The sequence below is a fragment of the Flavobacterium sp. EDS genome, assembly GCF_020991525.1.
Lineage (GTDB): Bacteria > Bacteroidota > Bacteroidia > Flavobacteriales > Flavobacteriaceae > Flavobacterium.
In genome coordinates this window covers 95,458-120,881 of sequence record NZ_JAJMOZ010000005.1, presented here as the reverse complement: position 1 = coordinate 120,881, position 25,424 = coordinate 95,458, and the positions used below count along the sequence as shown (strand labels likewise).

Sequence of the window (25,424 nt, the reverse complement as noted above, 5' to 3'; positions counted from 1 at the left end):
ATTATTATTGTACCTTATTTTTACGTTTTCTTTTAATTTTTCGGACAATATATACGATACCAGTTATTAGGATGATAAATGGCCAAATTGCAATAGTCCAAAGTAAAAAATCAATGATTGAGGTCCATCCTTCACTAATAGAATTTTTAATTCTTTCCGAAAATTTGTCTTGCGCTTGTGGCTTGTAGACATATTCTTTTTCTTTATATAAGTTCAAAGCCAAAGTACTAAATGACACTTGATCGCTAAGGTATTTCAAACGTCCTTCTTTACTTTCTATTTCTTCTTCGATTACTCGAATGTTCTCCTCAATTGCAAGAATATCTTTTACAGTTGAAGCCTTCGAAAGCAACTCTTTATAGCGTTTTAAATATTCTCTTTTATTGGCCAAACGAGTTGTAATATCAACAAATTCTTCCGTTACATCTCTAGCTTGTATATTTTTGCTCGTAAGTTCATCTTTGCCATTTTCTATACTAGAAATTAATTTTTCAAAGTTAGCAGCTGGAACTCTTATTTTTAAATTATAAGAGATAGCCTGATCGTTATTTTGAAGATCTTCAGTTTCATAATAGGCGTTTAGTTTTTTCAACAATTCGTCTATGTTTTTTTTGCTTATTGCAATATCATTTGTTTTAACTGAAATGTTTCCATCTTTTATTATTTTCTTTTTAATCAATGCAGGTTCAACAGTTTTAAGTTCTGTATCATCTTTATCCGTTGCTTTGTCTTTTTCAGACATTGAGAGCTCCGCTACAGACTCTACAGCTGCAGGTTCTTCAGACAATGTAGCATCTGCTGCAACAGCATATTTAGCATCATTGTTGTTAGAGTTACAAGAAAATAAAACTATCAATAAAAAAAATAGTATGCTAAAAGATGTTGGTTTCATGTATGATTGATTTTGGCGTTGATGATAAAAAATGATCAACTAATATAGTTTTTTATATTTTAAAAAAATAATATATTGTAAGATTAGATAAATTTTATACAAAAATAAAAGGTATTAAGGGAGTTTATAGGTTATCCCTAAATTTCTATTTCAGTTCTAAATACAACTACAGCATCTCCCTTTATTTGGATTAATGAAGGTTTGTTATTTTCAATCTTAACTTTAACATTTATTACGCCAAGTCTATCGATTTTTTCACCTTGTCGACCATTAAATTCAAATGTATTGTCTTTAAATTCAACAATTCTATTCTGAATCAAATATCCTCCCAATGGTCCGTTTGCATTACCTGTAACAGGGTCTTCATTTATACCAATTGAAGGTGCAAACATTCGACCATAGGTTAAAATGTCTTTGCTGTCTGAATCAAAAGTAAAGACAAAATAACCGTTGCAGTTAATAATAGTACTTAAATCGGCTATTGCATTGTAGTCTGGTGATAGACTGTTCAGCTTTTCTCGACTTTTAATTCCTATCATAACTTTAGAATGTCCTGTAGATGCTATCTGAATAGGGCAATTTTTATCAGTATCAGATTCTTCTAGGCCTAATGCAGTTAACATTTTGATGATGATGTCTTTATCGAATGTTGGACTTAATTCAAAAGTTCCTTGTGTCATTACAACTTGATAATCTCCATTATTTTTGATAATTTCAAAAGGAAGAATACCAACCTTGGTTTTAAATTTTAATACACAAGAATCTAAATTATCTTCAATTGCTTTTGCATACATTGCTGCAATTGTAGCATGTCCGCAAATTGGAACTTCGGTACTTGGTGTAAAGTATCGTATTATTCCATCGCAATCATCATTATCAGGAGGGAACAGAAAGGCTGTTTCTGAGTTGTTTAATTCTCTTGCTATTTGTTGCATTTGGTAATCATTCAGTCCTTCTGCATTTACAATTACTCCTGCCGGATTTCCTTTGAACTTTTCTTTTGTGAAAGAATCAATTTGGTATGCTATTCTTTTTTTCATTGTTACTTTTTTTGACCCACAAATCGTATTACGGAACCTTTTCCGTTATGAAAAAGACCTTCATTTAATTCTATTTCTTTCTCTGTTAATTCGATAATATCATAATCCGGAAAGTCAGCTTTTATCTCATCAATAGAAAATAGCATGTCCAGTTCTTTTGGCCCGCCAATTTTTTCGTTTTTTGAATTGTATTCGATATGGTTCTTACTAAATGCTTCAAAAATTAGTAATCCTCCTTTGCGTAAATAGCTGCTAAGTGTTTTATGGTACAATGATTTAATATTACCAGGAAAGTGCGCATAAATTAAGGCAATTGCATCAAATTGTTCAGGGGTATAATTTAATGTTTGTAATTCGCCAACTTGATAGTCAATGCTTACATCGCTTGCTTTGGCAAGTCGTAAGGCTTTATTTTTTCCTTCGATACTAATATCAAATGCCGAAACTGTCCAGCCAAGTTTGGCAGCAAAAACAGCATTTCGACCTTCTCCTTCAGCAGGGAAAAGGATTGTTCCCGTGTTTAGTTTTTCTAATTGTTCTTTTAAATAGTTGTTTGGATGTTCACCATAAGCAAATTCATCTGTACTATATCGGTCATTCCATCTTTCGGTCCAAGAATCATTCATAATTTCTGTAGGGGTTATTGCTTTTATAACTACATGTAACATTCTTATTATAGGAGTTATTAGGCCATTTTTAGCTTAACGAAAATACGAATTTAAAAGTGAATTTATTATGATTTTTTCGTGAAGGATAGAGGCGATATCTCTTTGTGAGCGCCGCTAAACAAAAGATAAAACCGAAAGCCTGATCCATTTTCGGATCAGGCCATAAAAAAATCCGACTTGCTTTCACAAATCGGATTTTAAATTGAAAATTATATATAACTATAAAAATGTATTATTGTACATTTTTACGTTAGTTCTTATAAGTGAATTACTTCGCCATATGCATCTGCAACAGCTTCCATAACAGCTTCGCTCATTGTTGGGTGAGGGTGGATAGATTTTAGGATTTCATGTCCTGTAGTTTCTAGTTTACGTGCTACAACTGCTTCAGCAATCATATCAGTAACACCAGCACCAATCATGTGACATCCTAACCATTCGCCATATTTAGCATCGAAGATTACTTTTACAAAACCATCTGGAGTTCCAGCAGCTTTTGCTTTTCCTGATGCAGAGAATGGGAATTTACCAATTTTTAATTCGTATCCTTTTTCTTTAGCTTGTTTCTCTGTTAAACCTACAGAAGCAATTTCTGGAGTTGCATAAGTACATCCAGGTACGTTTCCGTAATCAATTGGATCTACGTGTAAACCAGCAATTTTTTCTACACAGTTAATTCCTTCAGCAGAAGCTACGTGAGCTAATGCTTGGCCTGGAGTAACATCACCAATAGCATAATATCCAGGGATATTTGTTTGGTTGTAAGCGTTTACTAAGATTTTATCTCTGTCTACAGCAATTCCTACTTCTTCAAGACCGATATTTTCGATGTTAGTTTTGATTCCAACAGCCGAAAGTACGATATCAGCCTCAAGAACTTCTTCACCTTTTGCAGTTTTAACAAATGCTTTTACACCAGCACCAGTTGTATCAATACGCTCAACTGAAGAGTTAGTCATGATTTTTATACCTGCTTTTTTCAATGAACGCTCAAATTGTTTTGAGATATCTTCGTCTTCAACAGGAACTACGTTTGGCATGAATTCTACAATAGTAACTTGTGTTCCCATTGAGTTGTAAAAGTGTGCAAATTCAACTCCAATAGCTCCTGAACCAACGATGATCATTGATTTTGGTTGTGTTGGTAATGTCATTGCCTGACGGTATCCTATTACTTTTACTCCATCTTGAGGTAAGTTTGGTAACTCACGAGAACGAGCTCCAGTTGCAATAATGATATGGTCAGCACTATATTCTGTAACTTTATTATCTTTATCTGTAACGTCAAGTTTTTTTCCTGGTTTTAATTTTCCAAAACCATCGATAACGTCGATTTTATTTTTCTTCATCAAGAATTGAACACCTTTGCTCATTCCTTCAGCAACACCACGACTACGTTGTACAACCGCTGGGAAATCTTTATCGAATTCAGAAACAGTCAATCCGTAATCGGAAGCGTGTTTTAGATAATCAAAAACTTGTGCTGATTTTAGCAATGCTTTTGTTGGTATACAACCCCAGTTTAAGCATACACCACCTAAGTTTTCTTTTTCAACTACAGCTACTTTAAAGCCTAATTGTGATGCTCTAATGGCAGTTACATATCCGCCTGGACCACTTCCTAAAACAATAACGTCGTATTTCATTTTTTTAAGTATTTATTTTATTTTTAAAATTGAAAGCTGTAAAAACGCATTTCATTTTCTATTTTTTAACAATGAATAGAGATTGCGAATTTAAGGATTTATTTTAAAAAAAGGTTTAATTTTTATTTCAAGGTCGATTTACATTGACTATTTCACAGAGATTAAAATAAAAGAGATATAATTTGCTAAAATTAAGCGAATAATCAACTTTTTTTTGAGAAAACAGCAGTAAATCTACGGCTCAAATAACAAGGTGCTTTCTTAATTTGCAACCACAAATTGTGAGTCGTATAAATTTTTATAATACCCATTGGCACGATTAATCAATTCCTGATGTGTTCCTTGTTCTACAATAAGACCTTTATCCATAACCACAATTTTGTCTGCATTAACAATTGTTGCCAGTCGATGTGCAATAACAATCGAAGTTCTGCCTTTGGTAATAGTTTCGGTAGCACGCTGAATCATTTCTTCTGAGTAGGTATCTATAGATGAAGTTGCTTCATCCAAAATTAAAATACTAGGATTACTTACATAGGAGCGCAAGAATGCAATAAGCTGACGTTGACCTGAAGACAGCATAACTCCACGTTCTTTTACATCAAAATCATAATTATCAGGCAAACTCATAATAAAATCATGAACACCAATTACTTTGGCAGCTTCCAGAACCTGAGCTTTTGTTATTTCGGGATTATTAAGCGTAATATTATTGTAAATTGTATCGGCAAATAAAAATACATCTTGTAAAACTACAGCAATTTGTTTGCGTAACGAAGCCAAAGTGTAATTCTCAATATTATGTCCGTCGATACAAATAGTACCGCTATTTATTTCATAAAAACGATTCAATAAGTTTATTATAGTGGATTTACCTGCTCCTGTTGAGCCTACAATTGCTACTGTTTGACCAGCCTCGACTGATAAATCAATTCCTTTAATAACTTCTTCTTCTGGGATATAACCAAAACGAACCTCTTTAAATTCGATAGTTCCATTAAAAATAGGTGCTTCGATAGTTCCTGTATCCTGAATATGATCCTGAGTGTCAATAATATCAAAAACACGATTGGCAGCTATCATTCCTAATTGCATCTCATTAAATTTATCTGCAATCTGTCGTAATGGGTTAAACAGCATTCCGATAAACATGGTGTAAGAGAATAAATCTCCAAATGTGGTAAAATTATCGCCGTTAAGAATTTTAAAACCTCCAAAAACAACAATACAACCTAATGTAAGCGAAGAAATAATGTCGGCAATAGGGAAGAAGATAGAGTTGTATAAAATGGTTTTTATCCATGCTTTTTTATGTTTTCCGTTTATTTCTTTGAAACTTTCATATTCGGTATTTTCACGATTAAAAAGCTGAACAATTTTCATACCCGTAACACGCTCTTGTACAAAGGAGTTCATGTTTGCAATTTGGGTACGAACTTCCTCAAAAGCGACTTGCATTTTGCGCTGAAAAATTCGAGTAATATAAACAAGAATAGGCATTGCAATAACAACAATCCACGTCAGTTTCCAATTCATGTAGAACATAAAAATCAAGACTACAAGCATTTTCATCAAGTCACTAATAATCATGAATAAACCTTGGCTGAAAATTCGGGCAATCGACTCAATATCTGAAACAGAACGAGTAACCAATTGTCCTACGGGAACTAGGTCGAAGTATTTCATCCTGAAGCTTAAGATATGCTTGAATAACTTCGTACGAATATCTTTTACAATATCCTGCCCGAGCCAGTTTGCCCAGTATACGAAATAAAACTGTGAGAACACTTCTAGTAAAAGTACAATTCCCATTAAAGTTATATAAAAAAGTAATCCTAATTGATCATGTGTTTTTATATACCCATCTACAGTTTCTTTAAGTAAATAGGGGCGAAGGGCAGCAAAAATAGAAAGCGAAACAGCGAAGATAATCACTCCATTGTAACGCCATTTATAAGGCTTTGTATAAGTAAGAATTCGTTTGAATAAACCGGTATCAAATGCTTTTGCTTTCATTTTATTTAGGAGCTGTTTCCTGCTTTTCATTGCAATCTTTATTGTTTTTAAAGGAAAAACAATAAAGGATTTACATTTCAATCAGGGCTATTAGGAAATATAATCGTACTCAACCTTAGTTAAGTACAATCCGTGAGCCGGAACCGAAAAACCTGCTTTGTCTCGGCTTTTACTGGCGATAATATTTTCAAAATCGACCAGTGTAATTTTGTGCAAACCTATATTTATTAACGTACCTACAATGGCACGTACCATATTACGTAAAAAACGATTAGCCGAGATTGTAAAAATCAGCTTATTATTTTCAGTTTTCCAATACGCTTCAAAAATACTACAATCAAATGTATTTACATCTGTATTGACCTTTGAAAAGCATTGGAAATCGGTGTGATTTAACAAAATTTTAGCAGCTTCGTTCATTAGGGATACATCTAAATATTGATGAAAATACCAACTTAGCTCTTCAAGAAATGGGTCTTTTACAATATTTATATGATATTCATAGGTGCGTTTAGTTGCATCAAAACGACAATGTGCTTCGTTCTCAACCAAAATAATATCATAAATAGCAATGTCTTTTGGTAAATAGGAGTTGAGTTTGTGTATTAAATTTGGTACTTCAATAGGAGAATCGTAATCAAAATGGGCATACATTTCTTTAGCATGAACACCAGTATCAGTACGTCCAGCACCCATTAAATTAATAGGTGTATTTAATAAAATCGAAAATGCTTTGTTAAGCGTTTCTTGAACAGAGGATGCATTAGGTTGGTATTGCCAACCGTGATAATGTGTGCCGTTGTATGCAAATTGTATAAAATATCTCAAGGTAAAGGTACAAAGGTTTTGAGGCGTAAAGGTACAAAGGTTTTTTCTTTTTTAGGTTCAAAGTTTTTTTTGAAGGTTCTGAGTTCCGATAGCTATCGGAACAAAGGTGCAAAGGTTCAAAGGATTTTTTACGTAGCGTTATTCGTAGAGACGCACCGCGGTGCGTCTCTACATAAAAAACCTTAGAATCTTAGTTCCGATAGCTATCGGAACTCAGAACCTTAGTAGCTTTAAGAAAACCTTTGTACCTTTGTATCTCTCAACCTTTTGAATCTCCTTAAAAAATTGAAAAAAATCCTTTTACTTTCCGATACTCATAGTCATATTGACGATACTATTTTAAAATATGTGGCACAAGCTGATGAAGTGTGGCATGCAGGTGATATTGGTGATTTGTTGGTTACTGATGCTATAAAAGAACTAAAACCATTACGTTGTGTTTATGGCAATATAGATGATGCTAAGGCGCGTTTAGAATTCCCTTTGAATAACCGATTTATGTGTGAAGGAGTTTCGGTTTGGATTACACACATTGGTGGGTATCCAGGGAAATATAGCCCAGCAATTAAGGAAGAAATGGCATCCAATCCGCCTAAATTATTTATATGTGGACATTCACACATTCTTAAAGTTATGTTCGATAAAAAGAACAATTTGCTACATATGAACCCTGGTGCCGCAGGAAAAAGTGGCTTTCATCAAGTGCGCACGATGCTTCGTTTTGTAATTGAAGGTGATAAAATAAAGGATTTGGAAATTATCGAAATCGAAAAGCGTAATTAATTTACGGCTGACGCATTATAGGAACTTCAATTTTAATAGAGGTACCCATGTCAATTATTGATTTAACAGTGATTTCCCCTTTTAGGTTTTTTATTCTTGCTCTAATCTGATTTAAGCCAAAACCTTCGATGATATGAAACTTATTGGTTTTGTAACCTTTACCATTATCATTTACGTTAATAATCAAATTGGAGTTGTTCTCTACCAATGAAATACTAGCAATGTTAGCTTCACTATGCTTAATAATGTTATTTAAAAGTTCTGAAATAATAAAATAGATTCTCATTTCAAATTTTTCATGATAGCGAGTTTTGGAAGGAATTGTGCATTGATATTCGAACATTATTGTCGAGTTGGAGTTTTTTTCGCATAAATCTTCCAACGCATAAAACAATCCAAATCGGACCAATAAGGTAGGTAAAAGCTCATGAGATAAATCACGGACTTTGTCATGAGCTTCTTCGAGAATAAACTTTGTTTTTAGGATTTCTTCAGAGACAGGTTCGTTTTGAGTTGAAAAAACGTTTAAATGCATTCCTGCGGAGGATAATAATGCACTAATATTATCATGCAAGAACAAAGCAATCTTTTTACGTTCGCTTTCTTGTCCATCAATACTGGCGTTTATTATGTTTTGCTGTATTTTACCTTGTATGTCTTTTAATCTGTTTTTTTGTTTTAGTTTGGTATTTTGGTAGAAGAAATAAAATAAGATGATACTAATAACAAATAGTGAAATCATAATACTGACTACTTTTTTGTTTCTTGATTGTTCTAATAACAATGATTGCTGATTGGATTTGTATTGATTTCCAATTTTATCAATATCTCTTTTGTATTCGTCAACTTCTAGATTAAGTCCTGCAACATCTACCTTTCGTAATTTGTCTTCATTGTTTAATTCTTCATTTAGGACATGGTACAAGGCGAGGTTTTTATATGCATCTTTATCGTTTCCAATTTTTGATAAAAACTTGGAGTATTCTAGATATGTAAAGGATAAATCTGATTTTTCATTTCCCTGATGGCCGTATTCTATTGCTTTTTTGAAAAATAAATCAGCTTTTTGATTTTTATTAGCATGATTGTAATACATACCATTAAGCATATTTAAAACGACAAGAGTAGATTGATCACCATGCCTTGAGTGGTATTTGTTTATATAGTTTAAATAGGGATAGCCATCGTTATAGCCACCAATATCAAAATATGCCCAAGCGATATTTAATTTTGTAAATGCAATTTGTACCGAGTCTTTTATCTTAGTGCTATAGTAAAGTGATTTTTTGTAATATGAAATTCCTTTTTCGTACTCTTTCTTGTTAAAACAGTAAATGTTACCTAAGTTATTATAGAGCCAGTTTTTAAGTTCTCCGTTAGTAGTTTTTTCTGCATAGATTAAACCTTTGTTATAATAAAATAAGGCTTTGTCGGGTTCGGTTAGTTCGTCAAAATTAGCAGCTATTGTGTTGTACGATTTTGCAATAAGATTTGCGTCTTTGGCGGTTAGCGCATAGTTTAATGTGATTCTGGACAGTGTTAGTGATTTTTCATGATGACCTTCACGCATCAATTTTACCGCATCGTCAGAAAGTTTGAGTATCTCTTTTTTGGAAATAGGTTTAGTTTGAGAGTAAAATTTATTACTCAAACAAAGTAGCAAGATAACGAGTAATAAAATAATTCGGTTTTTATGCATTTAATACAATGATTATTATATGTAAATTTTAAAGATTATCTCCCAAATTTAATAATTAATTCATAGCGTTATTGATATCTAACAGATGTTCAAAAATGCCATGTATGAATTTGGGAATACAATAGTAAGTAATTTAATGTTTGATAATTTATATATAAGTAAGTTTTTTATGGATAAATTATGATTGATTCATTATCGGAACTTCAATTTTAATTGCGGTTCCTATATCAATTTTGGATATAACTTCGATTTTGCCTTTCAAATTTTTTATTCTTGCTCTAATCTGATTTAGACCAAAACCTTCGGCAATGTTAAATTCATTGGTCTTATAGCCTTTTCCGTTATCGGTTACATTAATAATAAGATTTGAATTGTTTTCTACCAATGAAACATTGGCAATGGTCGCTTCACTGTGTTTTATGATATTGTTTAAAAGTTCTGAAATTATAAAATAGATTCTTATTTCGAATTTTTCATGATAGCGTGTTTTAGGAGGAATAGTACAAGAATATTTGAAAAGGAGAGTCGAGTTTGAGTTTTTTTCACACAAATCTTCCAGCGCATAAAACAAACCAAAACGAACTAGCAATGTTGGTAAGAGTTCATGAGACAAATCTCGTACTTTATCATGAGCTTCTTCTAGAATAAATTTTGTTTTAAGAATTTCTTCGGATACAGGTTCATTTTGTGTCGAAAATACGTTTAGATGCATTCCTGCCGAAGACAATAATGCACTAATGTTATCATGCAAAAACAAGGCTATTTTTTTACGTTCGCTTTCCTGACCGTCGATACTTGCATTAATGATGTTTTGTTGTATTTTACTTTGTACATCTTTAAGCCTGTTTTTCTGTTTAAGTTTGGTGTTTTGGTAGAAAAAATAAAACAAGATGATGATAACAAAGAACAGTGCAACTATAATGCTAAAAATCTTTTTGTTGCGGGACTGTTCCCGCATTAAAGATTGTTGCTTCGTTTTATATTGAGATTCTATTTTATCAACTTCTCTTTTATATTCATCTAATTCAAGATTAACACCTACAAGTTTTGGCTTTTTTAATTCTATAGATTCCGTTAGTTCTTTTTCTAGAGTATTAAGTCGGATTATGTTCTGGTAAGCTTTTTTGTAATCATGTTTTCTGAATAAGAAGTCTGCATATTTTTCATGTGTTTTGGCTAAATCAAATTTTTCATAGCTTTCATTTCCTAGAGAAATTGCTTTCTTAAAAAAGGCATCAGCTTTTATAGTGTCATTTTTATGGTCGCTATATAAAGCATTTAACATATTGAGAGCAACCTTTGTAGATTCATCTCCATATTGTTTAAATTCATTTACAAAATTTAAATAATCTAAACCTTTATCAAAATTTTTAATCTCAAAATAAGCCCAGGTAATATTTAATTTTTTAAGGTATATTCTTGCTTTATCGGGGGATTTCTGGCTATATTCCAGTGATTTTTCGTAGTGATTGATTCCTTTTTGATATTCTTTTTTATAAAAAAAATAGGTGTTCCCCAGATTGTTATGAATTTTGGCTTTTAATAAACTGTTGTCGATTTTATCACCATAATATAGTGCTTTTTGATAAAATATTAAAGCTTTGTCGAGCATGATTAAATCATCAAAATTTAATCCTATTGTATTGTAACTGTATGCGATAAGGTAATTATCGTTGATCTCGATTGCTTGTTTTAATGCAATTCGGGATTGTTTTAACGATTTCTCATAATCGTTAATTTTCCAGTTTTCGACAGCTTCCTTTATTAATTTTTCAATTTCGTTTTTTTGAAGCGATTTTTTTTGAGGATAAGAATTGGTGCTAAAACATATTAGTACTATAAAAAGAAAGGAGAAAAATCGAGTTTTGTGCATCTAATACAATTGTTATTTTTAGATAAAAATTCTTAAAATTTTGTTCCAAATTTAATAATTAAATCTCTTTCTGTTTGAAAAAAAAAAGTTATTATTGTGTAAGTAATGTTCCTAGTTGTTCTTGTTTTTATGGGTTAATTAATTTGTATTTAATTAATTATTAAACATGTAAAGTGTGAGTGTCTTGAGAATTATTAGGATGTTTGTTTAAGTATAAACACGTCATTAGATAATTTTTAAAAGGCTTTATAATTCAGTAAATTACGACAAAATAATCAAAGGCTATCCTGGTTAAGTGAAGTTAAAAGCTAAGACAAAGACAAGTAAAAAGATGTAATTCATTAAACGATAATGACAGAATCCAAAGTGTCTTAAAATGATTTGGGAAATAACTAATTTAAATAAAATAACAAATGTCAAAACAATTTTTAGAAGAAGAAATTTACAATTTAGCTGGAGAAGATCTTAACAGTAATCTTGGAGGTGAAGCACCTGAAGATGATGAGCAACTGGGAGAAGAAAAAGAAGAGAAAATTGTTGATATTGATAAAGGAGGAAAAGGAGAAGGTTATTCAGCTTCTTAAAATGAATCTATTACTAATTAACTTAAATAAAAAGGCATAAATTAATTTAGTGAAGAATAAAAAAAAGTGCTTCAGGAAACTGAAGCACTTTTTTATGTTTATGATTTTATCAAATTATTTTTAATTGCATATTTTACCAGACCAATAGTATTTTTGGTCTTTAGTTTTTTCATGATATTTTTGCGATGTGTTTCTACAGTATTGGTACTAATAAAAAGTAATTCACTAATTTCTTTACCACTATATTCAAGTGAAATTAATGTGATTATTTCTAATTCTCGTGAACTCAAAATGGAATTTTCTTCTCTAGTTCGTTCATTAAGTTTAGGATTTCCTTTTGTAAATGTGGTAAATATTTTCTCTCTTACGGAGTCACAAAAATATTCTTCGCCTTTGTTTACAGCTTCAATTGCTTCGATGATGTTTTCACCTGCACATTTTTTGGTTAGGTAGCCACTGGCTCCAAGATTCATTACTTCTTTGATGATTTTTAAATCGTCGTAGCTAGAAAGTATTATTACTTTACAAGGGAACCCTTTTTCTGAGAACTCCTTAAGAACCTCTATTCCATCTTTTTGAGGCATGCTTATATCTAAAACTAAGATGCTAGTATTATTTGAGGTGACATCATTGTAAATATTCATTCCGTTTAAAGATGATCCTACAACTTCAAAGTCAGAAACAGTATGTAATAAATTAGTAAGCCCATCGATAAGTACTTGATGATCGTCGGCTAGGTGTACTCGTATTTTGTTTTTCATAAAAATGATGACTATATAATTTCAAATTTAGGTAAAAATAAAAGAATGCGAGTGTTCATAAGGGTTTATTTTATTAGTAATTGTATTAATAAGGATACTGTTTTCCACAAAAAAACCCGAATTGTAAAATTCGGGTTTTCTTCGCACAAAATAAATTAAATTTATAGGTTTACCTCAATCGATCCACAGATTTTACAAGATCCTCGTCCTTCTTGATGGCCTTATTAGCTAATACTAATAATACGATAGCAACTATAGGTAGAAACATCCCAATACCTTTCTCCGAAACAGCAGGTGTTTCTCCAGATAAGTTTAGTGAGTGATATACAAATAATCCTAATAAAATTAAATTTAATATGATATTCAGTCTGCCCATGACAAACTGGTTTTGTCTTTTTTTGTATGAAATGATACTTACTATAGTAAGCATAGTGCTTAAACCTAGCAAAATAACATAAAGTTGATTTTGCATAAAATAATATGGTTTAGCATCAGCAGTGATCCATAAAGGAACAAAAAACATTAAAATGCCTGTCACTGCAAATGTTAAAATTAAATATATAGTCTGAACTCTTTGTATCATTATATCTGGTAATTGTTTTACAAAAATATATTTTCTTTTTTTAAAATACTATTGTATGATAAAATTTTATTCGTATTATTGCATCATAATACCGTAAGCACTTCATACTGCGGTTGATTCAACTAAAAAAATAAAGATACTACCTATTCTTTTACAGTATTTCTGAAAATTAATTAAATTCATAGAACATTCATGTTTGATATTTCTGCATTAAAAGAAATGAAGCTTTCCGAGCTTCAAGAAATAGCTAAATTAGCTAAAACCATAAAAGTTAACGGTGTAAAAAAGGAGACATTGATAGGTCTTATTTTATCACATCAAGAAGAAACTGTCAAGCCAGCAGTAGAACAAAAAGTTAATGATGTTGAAGATGATAAGCCTAAAAGAGCTCGAATCGTTCCTGTAAAAAAAGCAGCTATACAAAAGAATACAGTTCAAAAGAATATAGTTTTTGAAGAAGAAAAAGAAAATAAAACAAGCGAAATTCTTGATACACCAATAATTCCAGCAGTTCCAGTAGTAGAAGCAGAAACTATTCAATCTGATGAATCTCCTGAAAAAAGTGCTCCTGAAAAAAAGCCATCAAAAATTATCAAATTCAATAAATCGGCCTATGAAAAAAAGGTCGCTTTACAAAAAGAAAAAGAAGCAGTAAAAGAAAATGCTTTAGCAACTGAAACTCCAAGTGAAACTTCAGTTGAAACTCCAGAAAATACAACATCGGAAAAAGTCGAAGCGCCAGTTCAGACAAAAAAGATAAATCCGAACCAGAATAAACAAAATCAAAACTCGAACCAAAATCAAAACCCGAATCAGAATCAAAATCAAAACGGGAATAACGGGAATCAGAATCCAAATTTTAAAAATAAAAAGAATAATTTCAGAGACTCTGATTTTGAGTTTGATGGAATTATCGAAAGTGAAGGAGTTTTGGAAATGATGCCAGATGGATATGGTTTCTTACGCTCTTCAGATTATAATTATTTAGCTTCTCCAGATGATATTTATTTATCAACTTCACAAATCAGATTGTTTGGTCTTAAAACAGGTGATACAGTAAAAGGAGTAGTGCGACCTCCTAAAGAAGGAGAAAAGTTTTTTCCATTAGTTCGTGTTTTAAAAATAAACGGACATGATCCACAAGTAGTTCGTGATCGTGTTTCTTTCGAACATTTAACACCAGTTTTTCCTTCTGAAAAATTTAAATTAGCCGAAAAACAAAGTACAATTTCAACTCGTATTATTGATTTGTTCTCTCCAATAGGAAAAGGACAGCGTGGTATGATTGTAGCGCAGCCAAAAACTGGTAAAACAATGTTACTAAAAGACATTGCAAATGCTATTGCAGCAAATCACCCAGAAGTATATTTAATTGTTCTTCTTATAGATGAGCGCCCAGAAGAGGTTACTGACATGCAACGTAGTGTGCGTGGAGAAGTAATTGCTTCTACTTTTGATAGAGAGCCTCAAGAACATGTTAAAATAGCAAATATAGTACTAGAAAAAGCAAAACGTTTGGTTGAATGCGGGCATGATGTGGTGATTTTATTAGACTCAATTACGCGTTTGGCAAGAGCTTATAATACAGTTCAACCAGCTTCAGGTAAAGTATTAAGTGGTGGTGTTGATGCAAATGCATTGCAAAAACCAAAAAGATTCTTTGGAGCAGCTCGTAATGTAGAAAACGGTGGTTCATTAAGTATCATTGCTACTGCATTAACAGAAACAGGATCAAAAATGGACGAAGTTATTTTTGAAGAATTCAAAGGAACAGGTAACATGGAATTACAGTTGGATCGTAAGATTGCTAACAAACGTATTTTCCCTGCAATTGACTTAACTTCTTCAAGTACGCGTCGTGATGACATGTTATTAGATGAAAAGACATTACAAAGAATGTGGATCATGAGAAAATACCTTTCAGATATGAATCCTGTTGAAGCTATGGACTTTATCAATGATCGTTTTAAGAAAACTAAAAATAATGAAGAGTTTTTAATCTCTATGAATGACTAAAAAAGGAACTAAGGTTCTGAGATGTTAAGACACTAAGATATATAACAAAAAGGTTGTTGAAAAGTAATTTTTCAGACAACCTTTTTGCTTTTTTAGATTGCTATACATGTCACCCGCAATGGGGTTTGTAAAACGGTTTTGTGAATTTTTATAAATATTTGCATCCCTCTGGGATTTAAAAGGAATAAATTAGGGATCTGATTATTGACCTTTTTTTAATTTACTTAAAGTATTTTCTATAAGTTCCATTCTGGTTTTTATCTTTTCTGCAGCTGCATCAAGCGTATAACCTTCGTCTAAAAGCTCTTTTATAAGTAACATTTTTTTGATGTTCTCATAGTTATATCTCCTGTTTTTTCCTTCTTCTTCGGTTAAGCTGCTAATAATGGCCTTGTCTTCCCAATAGCGAATTTGTCTTGTTGGGATTCCTGTAATTTGTGAGACTTCACCAATTCCAACGATCAACTTATCCAAAAAATTAAAGTCAAATGACAAGGCTTTATTTGTATCTGATTTCCCCATTTTGTAATTTATTTACAATTAATGTTGCAAATATAGAATATTAGCTGTTAGTTTGCAATTGTAAGTTATTTACAATTATTGATAATTAAATACAATTTATGACATGAAAAAATTATTATTAATTACAGTTGCTATGATTATGATCAGTTCAAAACCTATGGCACAGGATAGTATTCCTGGACAAAAAGATTATTTAAACGAATTTCAGAAACAAGTAGTTATTCCTTCTGGATATCATTTTTATTCTGTCAAAAAAGTGGTTGCTGATAATGAATTGGCATTGCTGTTTCGTTATCAGAAAGATAGAAATGAAAATAAGAATGGAGAGCATTTTTCTTTTATCATATCTGAAAATGAAAAACAGATTTTAGGGTTTACTTATATGGATAAGAAGTTCTCTAATTCAAAAATGATATCGAAGGCTGAAGCAAAAAAGATTGCTGAAACGTTTTTGAGACAATTAGATAATTCTTTAGCAAAGGAACTTAAGAATCTTTGGATTGAGCAACATGATGAGCAGATTATTGCGAATGATAAAGAGGCGATAATTAGCGGAATAAAATATAAATGCTACCGTGCTGCTACGAACGACTATTGTTGGGTTATTGTAGGTTTTGATGGGGCGATTGTTACTTTTGAACGCAACATCAAGTGGGATAACACCGCTGGAAAGCGGATTACAGAAAAGTGGTTACACGATAGTTGGGTAATTGAAAAAGACAAAATTGATGTCAGTTCCGAGCAGGAAGTTTTAAAAACACTTCTTGAAACTACTTTTTTAAATGGAGCGCTAAACGATTTAAATACTGAACAAATGTCTAATGGGTTTCATCCTGATTTTGCAATCCTTATAGCTGATAATACTAACTTAAAAAGACTAGAATTACCAGTTTGGATTAAAATAGTTGAGGAGTATAAAAATGATGCTAAAAAAGTAAAGTCGGGTGATAGAAATCTAGAGTATAAATTTGATTTGATAGATGTTACTGGAAATGCCGCAGTTGTAAAGACTCAGCTTTTTAGAAAAGGAGAGCATGTAATAACGGATTATATCTCACTTTTAAAGTTTGAGAATGGTTGGCAAGCAGTTGCAAAAGTTTCTAATGAACATATACGAAATCCTTTAAAAATGTAAATGATGAAAATAATAATTCTGATACTACTAATAATAAATACAAATTTGATGAATAGCCAGACAAAAGAAAAATCTGCATTGGTTTTAATTGAAACTCAAAATGAATGGATGCATCCAGAAGGGAAATTGAGAAAAAACCTGGTCAAAGATGATAAGATGATGTTGAGTTCTATTGCTAATATTGAAAAAGCACTTCAATATGCCAGAGAAAATGATTTCAGCGTGATTCACGTAGGATTGCGTTTTGAAAAGGGGTATCCAGAGCTTGCAAATGGGAAAAGTGGTTTACGCAAGGCAATTCCAATAGCTGGAACTTTTCCGATTGATGAATTTGGATCACAATTTTATGAAACTGTAAAACCCATTGAAAAAGAGTTTATTGCTACTGGTAGAGTAGGAGCAAGTGGATTTGCAGGTTCAAACCTGGATGCTTATTTAAGAAATAATAAAATTGAGAATTTATATTTAATTGGCTATGCTACTCACGTTTGTGTAGAGAGTACAATGAGGGAAGCTCACGATATTGGTTACAATACTTATATTATTTCAGATGCTTCCTCTGCGTTCAATAAAGAACAGCAAAATTATTTCCTTAAAGAAATTGTACACCATTTTGCTGATCAGCTTACAACTGAAGAATTTGTGAAGAAATAGATGTTTCTCCAATTAATATTCTAAAAAGATTATAACAAAAAAAAGGATGAGTATTTACTCATCCTTTTTTTTGTTAAGCTCATTAAGTCTTTGAATATCAAAAGAAACTTACTTCTTGTCAACTACAGGTCTGTTACTTCTATTTGCCAAATCCCAAGCTATTACAAATGCCAATTGGGTTCTTTTTGTTAAAGCATCGTATTCGATTTTTTCAGGCTTATCTCCCTTTTTGTGGTAATCTTCATGAACTCCATTAAAAAAGAATACTGATGGAATACCAAGCTTAGCAAAATTATAATGATCTGAACGCTCATAAAAATGATTTGGATCTTTTGGATCATTAAATTTAAAATCTAAATCGATTTTAGTATATTTTTCGTTTTGAGCTACTACGATATTATGTAAATCGCTAGATAATCTATCAGCACCAATTACATATACATAATTATTGGTATTTGCATGTTCTACATCGCGACGTCCAATCATATCGATATTAATATCGGCTATTGTGTTTGCAATAGGAAACAATGGATTTTCTGAGTAAAAACGGGAACCATGTAGGCCGTGTTCTTCTCCAGTTACATGCAAGAAAAGAATAGAACGTTTTGGTCCATGTCCTTCTTTCTTTGCTTTTGCAAATGCCTGAGCCATTTCTAACAAGGCAACAGTTCCTGATCCATCATCATCGGCACCATTATAGACTTCGCCATTTTTTACTCCTACGTGGTCGTAATGAGCCGAAATAACTAGTACTTCATCTGGTTTTTCAGTACCTTCAATATACGCCCATATGTTTTCTGAATCTGGTAGATTCTGATTTCTTTTGGCATTTAAGTAAGATGCTGGAACGTGTTGGTAGTAATCGGTTGCGCTTTTAGGGAAAGGGACTTTATCTTTTTTGTATTGATCAATAAGATAAACACCTGCTTTTTTTTGTCCTTTTGAGCCAGTTTCTCTTCCTTCCATTTCATCTGATGCTACGATATAAAGATGCTTTTTTAATTCGGCAGCTGTTATGGTATTCATGTATTTGGTTGGATCCGAATTGTCTTTAGCAGTTACACTTTGGGTGTTTTTGCATGAAAATGCTGAAGCAATTAACAATAAAATTATAATTTTTTTCATTTCTTGTTTAGTGTAAATTGATGAATGTGTAAAAAGCGAATACAATTAGTAAAAATAATATAAAAAATGAATTTACGAAGAGCAATGTTATACTTTTAATAAATGATACTATTCTCGATTCTCCATAAAAACGATGGTGAGCTGGGAAAAAATAATAAAACATCCATACCATTCCAATAAATGTGAAATAATTAATTATGGTAGAAATAAGAGGATAGTTTATTAGATCACCTATTTTTCCAATTGAGAACAGAATTAAAAATGTTAGCAATAGAAATGAAAAATAATGAAGGGTAAATATACCGTGATCAAAATAATACCAACGTTTTTTATTATGAAAGATCCATAAGAAGAAAGCGAAAAAAGGCATGATAATAAATAAAACTTTAGGTAAATTGTGTATAAATGACTCTATAAATTTCTCGATTACTTCCCGACCTGTATTTTTATCTTTTATAACTTGAACTTTTCTGTTTAGCCAATAACTAAAGTCAGAAAGTTTTTTTGATTTAGGGCCATATTTTTGAATTGAATCTAGTTCATTAACAGATTTATATCCAAATTTTATTAAGCTTCTTTCTTGTGATTTGGGATTATTTAAAGCATCCTGAATAGCTTTTTTGTCTTCATTAGATATTGATTTAGAATCTAATAAGGCTTTTACATCTTTGTTCTCTTTTAGCGAATTGGTAATGGTTGTAGTTTGTTTTTCTATGTTTTCTGTTTTAAGAGACTCATTTTTATCTTCATCTACATGAATAGGAAACATTGCAATTAAAAGAAAAGTAATAAAACTGATGAAAATATATAATCGAACTGGTGCTAAATAAGACAAGCGTTTTCCCGAAAGATATTCTTTGGTAAGAGCTGACGGTTTAAATAAAAGATTTATAATTGTACGCCAAAAAGCATTCTCATAATGCGTTAGATCTTCGAAAAAATGGATAAATAAATGGTGGAATGTTTTTCGAGTATCTGTATTTTCTTGCCCACAATTGGGACAAAATTTTTGTTCAACAACGTGTCTGCAATTCAGGCATGTTTTGTCTTTTCTTAAAGCGCTTTTTGACATAAAAAATTTGGTTTGGTATTTTTTGGTTTGAGATAGTTATAATTATTTTTTCAAGACTTCATTTAAGAAAAGTTTTAAATGTTCAAATGAACGTTTTGTGGCTTTTTCATTGTATGCAGCTCCTTTTGAATTATCATTTCCTGCTTCGGGATTGGTAAACGAGTGTACAGCATTTGCATAATAAATCATTTGCCAATCGGCTCTGGTATCACGCATTTCTTGTTGAAAAGAGTTAATTTCTTCTTTTGATTCATATGGGTCATCCGCACCGTGACATACTAAAACTTTTGCAGTAATAGGTTGCGCTGGTCGCTTAATATTTTTCCCTAAGCCACCATGAAAGGAAACAACTCCTTGTACATTAAGATGACCTCTTGCAGCTTCAAGAGCACCTGTTCCTCCAAAACAATACCCAATTATAACAGTGTTATTAACATTGGCTCCTGATTTTACTAATTGTTGTAAAGCTAGATTAATTCTGTTTTGGTAAATACTAAAATTACTCTTATAATATCCAGATAGCTTACCTGCTTCAGTATTATCATTTGGATAGTTCCCTTGTCCGTATATATCTGCAATAAAAACATGATATCCCAGATTGGCTAAATTTTCAGCAATTTCTTTAGATGCATTATCAATACCTTTCCAAGCAGGAAGGATTAATATTCCAGGATTTTCATTGCTTTTTGTTGTAGGGTTAATGGCAAGCCCGTTTAAAACCTGACTTCCATCAGTATACTTTACTGGTTTTAATTGTGCGCTCATAGTGTTGCAAAAAAGTATAATAGTAAATAAGAGAAGGGGCAATTTTTTCATAGTTTCATAAATTTAAACAAATATTAGAAATTTTATGTTACAAAAAAATTTCAAAATGTATTTCTTCTAAGTTTTTTGCATGCTGATTATTAGGATAAAAATTATTTACCAGGGTGATAGGTTTTTTCTGCATTTTTAATGACATCTTCTTTATAAAACAAGACTTCTTTAAATGCTCCTTTTTGATACATTTCGGCTTGGTCTGCAAAATGTTTCGAGCTTAGATCACCACTGTTTCCTCCTGCTAATAATGATTTTGCCTTTATTTTTGAACCAAATTCTACAGCGCAAACAAAACTATTACCATTGTATCCGTAACGTTTTTTAGAATCATTTTGGTAACTACTTTTAAAAGAAGGCAAACTTCCCCACGAACCTGGACCAAAAGCAATTGGTAAACTTGGTTTTGAATCGTCATATTTTAAATCGATGTCACCGTTAGAACGTTGAAAGCGGTTAATTTCGCCCCAAGCTACTTTCCATGTTCCCCATTTTGATTTTAGATCTTTTAAGACAGATTGTAATTGTGGTATTAGTTGAGCAGCGGTTGCATTTTTTGCGAAATTTTTAGTGTTTTCAACCTGATCCAATTCGCCTTCATCGATATATGCTTTTAAGATTATTGGATCTAATTTATACGCCCATTCAACAGCTAATGTTGTTGCTACAGAATTTTCTTTGGCATAATAATCCCAGTTTTTTAGTATAGCAATTGATTCAGCTAAATCAGCATATTCAGGATCTGAAGGTTTTATGTTTTTTTCAAATACAGTAATTAAGCTTGGAATTAAAATTTCAAAAATGGATAATTTAGTGTCATATCCATCAGCAATTACTTTGTCTAAGGTATAATTATCTCCTTTACTAAATATGCGGACAGCATTTATTCCTCTGAAATTTTCCCCATCCGGTGCCATATACGGTAGGTAGTTTTCTTTTTTTGGACTGTTTTCTCCTGCTACTGAATAAGGAGTAGAATTGCAATTCTGTAACCAGCCATTTACCGGATTATATATATGTACTGTTTCATTTACTTCATGAAGGCCTTTCCATTGTGTTGACGAAACGGAACCATCAACGACTTTTGCCCAATTGAGATTTTTGTCTCTTATTGGGATAAAATTTCCGTGCCAATAGGCGATGTTTCCTTTGTTATCTGCATAAACAGTATTATTAGAAGTGTTGGCTTTTAAATCCATCGCTTTTTTATACTCCTCAAAATTGGTTGATTTTGTTCTTACCCAACTCTGAATTAGACTTGTCATCGATCGATTATTCGATTTTAAACTAATCCATTTTCCATCACGTTTGGCCATAATTGGTCCGTTATTGGTAAAATAAGTTTTGAATTTTTTAGGAATTAATTTTCCATTTTCAGTATAGTGTATTGTAATTTCTTTTTCGATAACAGGCAGTAGTTTTTTATCAAATTCATAAAATAGTTTATTGTTTTTAGTAATGATTTTTTCGGCATACATATCAGCAACATCTACATTTGATGATGTGTGCATCCAACCACAATTGTCATTAAAACCTTGGTAAACAAAAAACTGTCCCCAAGTTACTGCTCCGTATGCATTTAGTCCTTCTTCACTTGTTACCTGTACTTCAGGTCTAAAGTAAAAAGTGGTATGGGGATTAATGTATAAAATAGCATTTCCATCAGCTGTTTTTGATGGTGAAAAGGCAAAACCATTTGAACCAGTTTGGACATTTTTTTCTCTTTCTACATAAGCTACTTTGTCATTGTTTCCAGAATAGAATGCTTTTAATTCGCCTGTTGTAAGATCAGCAGTGCTTATGGCTCCAATGCTTCCATCTGTCCAAAGCAAAGGAAACCACGGTTCAAAATGAGTTAAAAGAGCTGGTTTTACTTCTGGATGTTTGTATAAATAAAAATTGATTGCATCAGCATAACTGTTTAAAAGTTTTTTGAGCCAGACAGGTGCTTTTTTATAATCTGATTTTGCTTCTTGTGTATCAATTAAAAGCTGTATTTCTAGATCATTGTATAAAACAGATTGTCCTTTTATTTCTGAAAGGCGCCCTAGTTTCTCAATATAATTCATTTCAATTCGCTTAAAATCATCTTCGCATTGTGCATATAGTAATCCAAAGACAGCATCGGCATCAGTTTTCCCATAAACATGTGGAATTCCCCAATTATCTCGAATTATGGTGACTTGCTGTGCTAATTTCTCAAGACGGTTAATCTCTTTTGTGTTTATTTTCTGCGCAGAAACTTGAAAACTTATGCAAGAAAGAACAAAGCTTAGTTTTATTATTTGAAGGTAATTGAACATAGTTATTTGATATTAAATTTTTGACCAGGCGTATAAATGCTCATTTGCAGACTTTCTATGGATATCAGGTTGTTATTTTTAGCTTTTAAAATTCCTTTAGGATTTCTAACTACAATAACTTCGCTATCGCCTGCAACTTCAACTTGATTGTTTCGAACAATAATTGCGGTAGCTTCATCAATTCCAATTCCGGTTAAAGTTGGAAACTCGACTAAAGCTGTTAGGAGTCGATTGTAGCGATTTCTCTTTAAAAAATGTTGATCGATAATGGCCGTTTTTATTAATCCTAGGCCTTCTGAGGTTTCTAGATTATCATATCTAATATTATCAAAAGTTCCGGAATATTCTTTTTGTAACTTTTGATTTCCAGTTATCATTTTCTCCGACATAACTGCTGCACCTGCACTTGTACCCGAAATTGTACTTCCGTTTTCATATGCTTTTTTTATAGCAGTCTTTATTGGAGTATTTTGGACAATATTCATAAAACGTGTTTGGTCGCCTCCGCTTATAAAAATTAGTTTTGCCTTCTGTAGCGAGTCAGTTAATGTTTTATTTTGTGCAGTTTCTTTATTAAAATTGAACATTACAATTGGATTTGTTGTCAATTTTAGCATTTGTGTTTTAAAAAAGATAAAGGAGCTATCTGGTTCTTCACTAGACATTGGTAAAACGACGATGTAATCTTTTTTTGTTAAGTCGGCAACACTTAAGATTTGTTTCATCAAATTATCAGATCGGTCTCCACCGCCAATTATAAATAGTTTTCCTTTAGGTGTTTGTGCCTGAACAAGGCAACTCATGAATAGGAGTGAAATCAATAGTTGTTTTTTTGACAAGCATTTGAATAGTAGCTGGTTTTTCATGGTTTTATTTGGTTTAGTTAAGGCATATTTGCAATAAATCTTAAGAGAGATGTATTTACTATAAAAAGAACATCTTTTATTTTGTCTAAGTCTACTTTTGAAGCTACATCCCGCATGGAGTGGTAATCATCATGGAAACCACTAAAATAAGTCATAACAGGAATTCCTTTAGCTGCAAAAGAGGCATAATCACTTCCAGTATGTCCATTGGTTTCCCAAAGATCGAGTGTAAAAGGTTTTGGAAGTTTGCTATTGCTAAAAGTAACGATTTCTTTTAAACTATCGCTTCCTTGCTGTGTTCCAATGCTTAAAACTCGATGGGTTTTATCTTCTGGAGCGCTTCTCGATATCATGTCCATATTAATAGCGAGTAGTATTTTTTGTTTCTCTAGATCGAAATTCTGGATGAAATATTGGCTCCCTAAAAGTCCCATTTCTTCTGCAGTCCAAGAAGCAAATAAGATATTGCACGGTGGTTTTATTTTTGATTCAGACCAGTTCTTGGCTAATGCCAACATTCCTGAAACTCCCGAAGCGTTATCGTCGGCACCATTATAGATTGTATCATTTATGGTCCCTAAATGATCGTAATGTGCCCCTACAATAATAGTTTTAGTAGTATCTTTTCCTCGAATCATTCCTAAAACATTTCGAACAGGGAAAGTTTCGGATTCTAAATTTATTGTAAAATTAATTTTTGTCTTTTTTAATAGAGTAGAAGAGGATTTTATTTTTTTTGTAGAATCCTTTTCAAATGATTCTAATGAAATGCCACTTCCAGAAAAGAGTTTTTCGGCGGCTGATTTACTTAATTTAAAAATTGGAATTGATGTTGTAGTTGGGTTTTCTAATGAATGAAAAATTTCGTTTTCTTTAGCGTTTTTAGGTTTATAATCCCCGTTTTCATTTATGATAATTAAAGCAATTGCATTTTTATTGATAGCTGTTTGTAACTTGATTTCTTCTAGATTATTTTCTTCTGGTAATAATTTTTTAAATTTCTGATATGTTGCAGAAGTACTATCTTGATGTCCTGGAAACCCTTTTAAAACAATAACAATTTTTCCTTTTACATTTTGGTTTTTATAATCATCATAGCCCTCTTTGGTTAGACTTAATCCGTAGCCAGCAAAAACTATTGGAGCTTCTTTTTGTAATGATTGTGCTATTGGTGTAACTTGAAAATCATTTTCTGGAGAAAGTACAAACCTTTCTCTGTTTTCTTTTATTATTTCAAAAGAAGTTTTTTTTACGGTATGTTCACGAATTTTGAAATTTTGAAAATATCCAGATTTTACACTATAAGGAACTAATTGGTATAATTCCATCATTGAAGCAATATATTCAGAAGCCATAACGCCTCCTTTTTGAGTAGCTCCTCGGCCTTCCATCAAGTCAGAAGCCAAGATAGATAGCGTTCCAGAGAAATCACTTTTGGATGGATTTGAAACATTAGTTTGCGAAAACAAGACTGAATTACAGAATAATAAAATAACTGATAAAAGGAATTGTAATCGCATATTTTTTAGTTTATAAGGTTGA

General features: G+C 31.9%; 22 protein-coding genes. 5 read left to right on the top strand and 17 right to left on the bottom strand.

Annotated features, from left to right (window positions below; translation table 11 throughout):
* Nucleotides 1–4: 4 nt before the first annotated feature.
* The 6 genes from LPB87_RS09485 to truA form a co-directional block, all read right to left on the bottom strand.
* Nucleotides 5–892, bottom strand: coding sequence for a DUF4349 domain-containing protein (locus LPB87_RS09485; RefSeq protein WP_230727741.1), 888 nt, complete (start codon nucleotides 890–892; stop codon nucleotides 5–7).
* Between the two features lie 137 nt (nucleotides 893–1,029).
* Nucleotides 1,030–1,932: a PhzF family isomerase gene (locus LPB87_RS09480; protein WP_230727740.1), complete on the bottom strand. Its 903-nt coding sequence runs from the start codon at nucleotides 1,930–1,932 to the stop codon at nucleotides 1,030–1,032.
* 2 nt (nucleotides 1,933–1,934) lie between these two features.
* Nucleotides 1,935–2,558, bottom strand: a complete 624-nt coding sequence (locus tag LPB87_RS09475) for a class I SAM-dependent methyltransferase (protein ID WP_230727830.1) — start codon at nucleotides 2,556–2,558, stop codon at nucleotides 1,935–1,937.
* 299 nt (nucleotides 2,559–2,857) lie between these two features.
* On the bottom strand, nucleotides 2,858–4,246 hold the full coding sequence (gene lpdA, locus LPB87_RS09470; RefSeq protein ID WP_129539177.1) for a dihydrolipoyl dehydrogenase: 1,389 nt from the start codon (nucleotides 4,244–4,246) through the stop codon (nucleotides 2,858–2,860).
* 261 nt (nucleotides 4,247–4,507) lie between these two features.
* The gene (locus LPB87_RS09465) at nucleotides 4,508–6,262 is read right to left on the bottom strand and encodes an ABC transporter ATP-binding protein (protein ID WP_229987684.1); all 1,755 of its coding nucleotides are present in this window, start codon (nucleotides 6,260–6,262) and stop codon (nucleotides 4,508–4,510) included.
* A gap of 90 nt (nucleotides 6,263–6,352) precedes the next feature.
* A complete protein-coding gene (gene truA / locus LPB87_RS09460; protein WP_129539175.1) occupies nucleotides 6,353–7,090 on the bottom strand; it encodes a tRNA pseudouridine(38-40) synthase TruA in 738 nt (245 codons plus the stop codon).
* Nucleotides 7,091–7,375: 285 nt separating this feature from the next.
* Between truA and LPB87_RS09455 the strand changes: the two genes are divergently transcribed.
* Nucleotides 7,376–7,873: a metallophosphoesterase family protein gene (locus LPB87_RS09455; protein WP_129539174.1), complete on the top strand. Its 498-nt coding sequence runs from the start codon at nucleotides 7,376–7,378 to the stop codon at nucleotides 7,871–7,873.
* A 1-nt stretch (nucleotide 7,874) separates the two neighbouring features.
* On the opposite strand, the gene LPB87_RS09450 is transcribed toward LPB87_RS09455, so the two are convergent.
* Both LPB87_RS09450 and LPB87_RS09445 read right to left on the bottom strand, forming a co-directional pair.
* Nucleotides 7,875–9,524, bottom strand: a complete 1,650-nt coding sequence (locus tag LPB87_RS09450) for an ATP-binding protein (RefSeq protein WP_230727739.1) — start codon at nucleotides 9,522–9,524, stop codon at nucleotides 7,875–7,877.
* A gap of 226 nt (nucleotides 9,525–9,750) precedes the next feature.
* Nucleotides 9,751–11,445 (bottom strand): tetratricopeptide repeat-containing sensor histidine kinase, encoded by a 1,695-nt coding sequence (locus LPB87_RS09445; protein WP_230727738.1) that lies wholly within the window; start codon nucleotides 11,443–11,445, stop codon nucleotides 9,751–9,753.
* Between the two features lie 413 nt (nucleotides 11,446–11,858).
* Between LPB87_RS09445 and LPB87_RS09440 the strand changes: the two genes are divergently transcribed.
* Complete coding sequence (locus tag LPB87_RS09440; RefSeq protein WP_230727737.1) at nucleotides 11,859–12,029, top strand: hypothetical protein; 171 nt, start codon at nucleotides 11,859–11,861, stop codon at nucleotides 12,027–12,029.
* 98 nt (nucleotides 12,030–12,127) lie between these two features.
* On the opposite strand, the gene LPB87_RS09435 is transcribed toward LPB87_RS09440, so the two are convergent.
* Together LPB87_RS09435 and LPB87_RS09430 are read right to left on the bottom strand one after the other, a co-directional pair.
* Entirely contained in the window at nucleotides 12,128–12,790 is a 663-nt protein-coding gene (locus LPB87_RS09435) for a response regulator transcription factor (RefSeq protein ID WP_230727736.1), read from the bottom strand.
* A gap of 169 nt (nucleotides 12,791–12,959) precedes the next feature.
* Nucleotides 12,960–13,373 carry a DUF4293 domain-containing protein gene (locus LPB87_RS09430; RefSeq protein ID WP_129539170.1) on the bottom strand — a complete coding sequence of 138 codons (414 nt, stop codon included), beginning with the start codon at nucleotides 13,371–13,373 and terminating at the stop codon, nucleotides 12,960–12,962.
* 192 nt (nucleotides 13,374–13,565) lie between these two features.
* Between LPB87_RS09430 and rho the strand changes: the two genes are divergently transcribed.
* Nucleotides 13,566–15,389, top strand: coding sequence for a transcription termination factor Rho (rho, locus tag LPB87_RS09425; RefSeq protein ID WP_230727735.1), 1,824 nt, complete (start codon nucleotides 13,566–13,568; stop codon nucleotides 15,387–15,389).
* A gap of 201 nt (nucleotides 15,390–15,590) precedes the next feature.
* Here the strand turns inward: rho and LPB87_RS09420 are convergent, their stop codons facing one another.
* On the bottom strand, nucleotides 15,591–15,911 hold the full coding sequence (locus LPB87_RS09420; RefSeq protein WP_129539169.1) for a MerR family transcriptional regulator: 321 nt from the start codon (nucleotides 15,909–15,911) through the stop codon (nucleotides 15,591–15,593).
* A 103-nt stretch (nucleotides 15,912–16,014) separates the two neighbouring features.
* Here LPB87_RS09420 and LPB87_RS09415 point away from each other — a divergent pair, with 103 nt between their 5' ends.
* Nucleotides 16,015–17,046, top strand: a complete 1,032-nt coding sequence (locus LPB87_RS09415) for a nuclear transport factor 2 family protein (protein WP_230727734.1) — start codon at nucleotides 16,015–16,017, stop codon at nucleotides 17,044–17,046.
* Entirely contained in the window at nucleotides 17,047–17,700 is a 654-nt protein-coding gene (locus LPB87_RS09410; protein ID WP_230727733.1) for a cysteine hydrolase, read from the top strand. It begins immediately after the preceding gene.
* A 108-nt stretch (nucleotides 17,701–17,808) separates the two neighbouring features.
* On the opposite strand, the gene LPB87_RS09405 is transcribed toward LPB87_RS09410, so the two are convergent.
* From LPB87_RS09405 to LPB87_RS09380, 6 genes are all read right to left on the bottom strand, one after another.
* The gene (locus LPB87_RS09405; RefSeq protein WP_129539166.1) at nucleotides 17,809–18,825 is read right to left on the bottom strand and encodes a M28 family peptidase; all 1,017 of its coding nucleotides are present in this window, start codon (nucleotides 18,823–18,825) and stop codon (nucleotides 17,809–17,811) included.
* 7 nt (nucleotides 18,826–18,832) lie between these two features.
* Nucleotides 18,833–19,897, bottom strand: coding sequence for a DUF3667 domain-containing protein (locus tag LPB87_RS09400; RefSeq protein ID WP_129539165.1), 1,065 nt, complete (start codon nucleotides 19,895–19,897; stop codon nucleotides 18,833–18,835).
* Nucleotides 19,898–19,939: 42 nt separating this feature from the next.
* Complete coding sequence (locus tag LPB87_RS09395; protein WP_129539164.1) at nucleotides 19,940–20,713, bottom strand: dienelactone hydrolase family protein; 774 nt, start codon at nucleotides 20,711–20,713, stop codon at nucleotides 19,940–19,942.
* Nucleotides 20,714–20,814: 101 nt separating this feature from the next.
* Nucleotides 20,815–23,016, bottom strand: a complete 2,202-nt coding sequence (locus LPB87_RS09390) for a penicillin acylase family protein (RefSeq protein ID WP_230727732.1) — start codon at nucleotides 23,014–23,016, stop codon at nucleotides 20,815–20,817.
* Between the two features lie 2 nt (nucleotides 23,017–23,018).
* A complete protein-coding gene (locus LPB87_RS09385) occupies nucleotides 23,019–23,819 on the bottom strand; it encodes a cyanophycinase (protein WP_230727731.1) in 801 nt (266 codons plus the stop codon).
* An 80-nt stretch (nucleotides 23,820–23,899) separates the two neighbouring features.
* Nucleotides 23,900–25,402, bottom strand: coding sequence for a M20/M25/M40 family metallo-hydrolase (locus LPB87_RS09380; RefSeq protein WP_230727730.1), 1,503 nt, complete (start codon nucleotides 25,400–25,402; stop codon nucleotides 23,900–23,902).
* Between the last annotated feature and the right edge of the window lie 22 nt (nucleotides 25,403–25,424).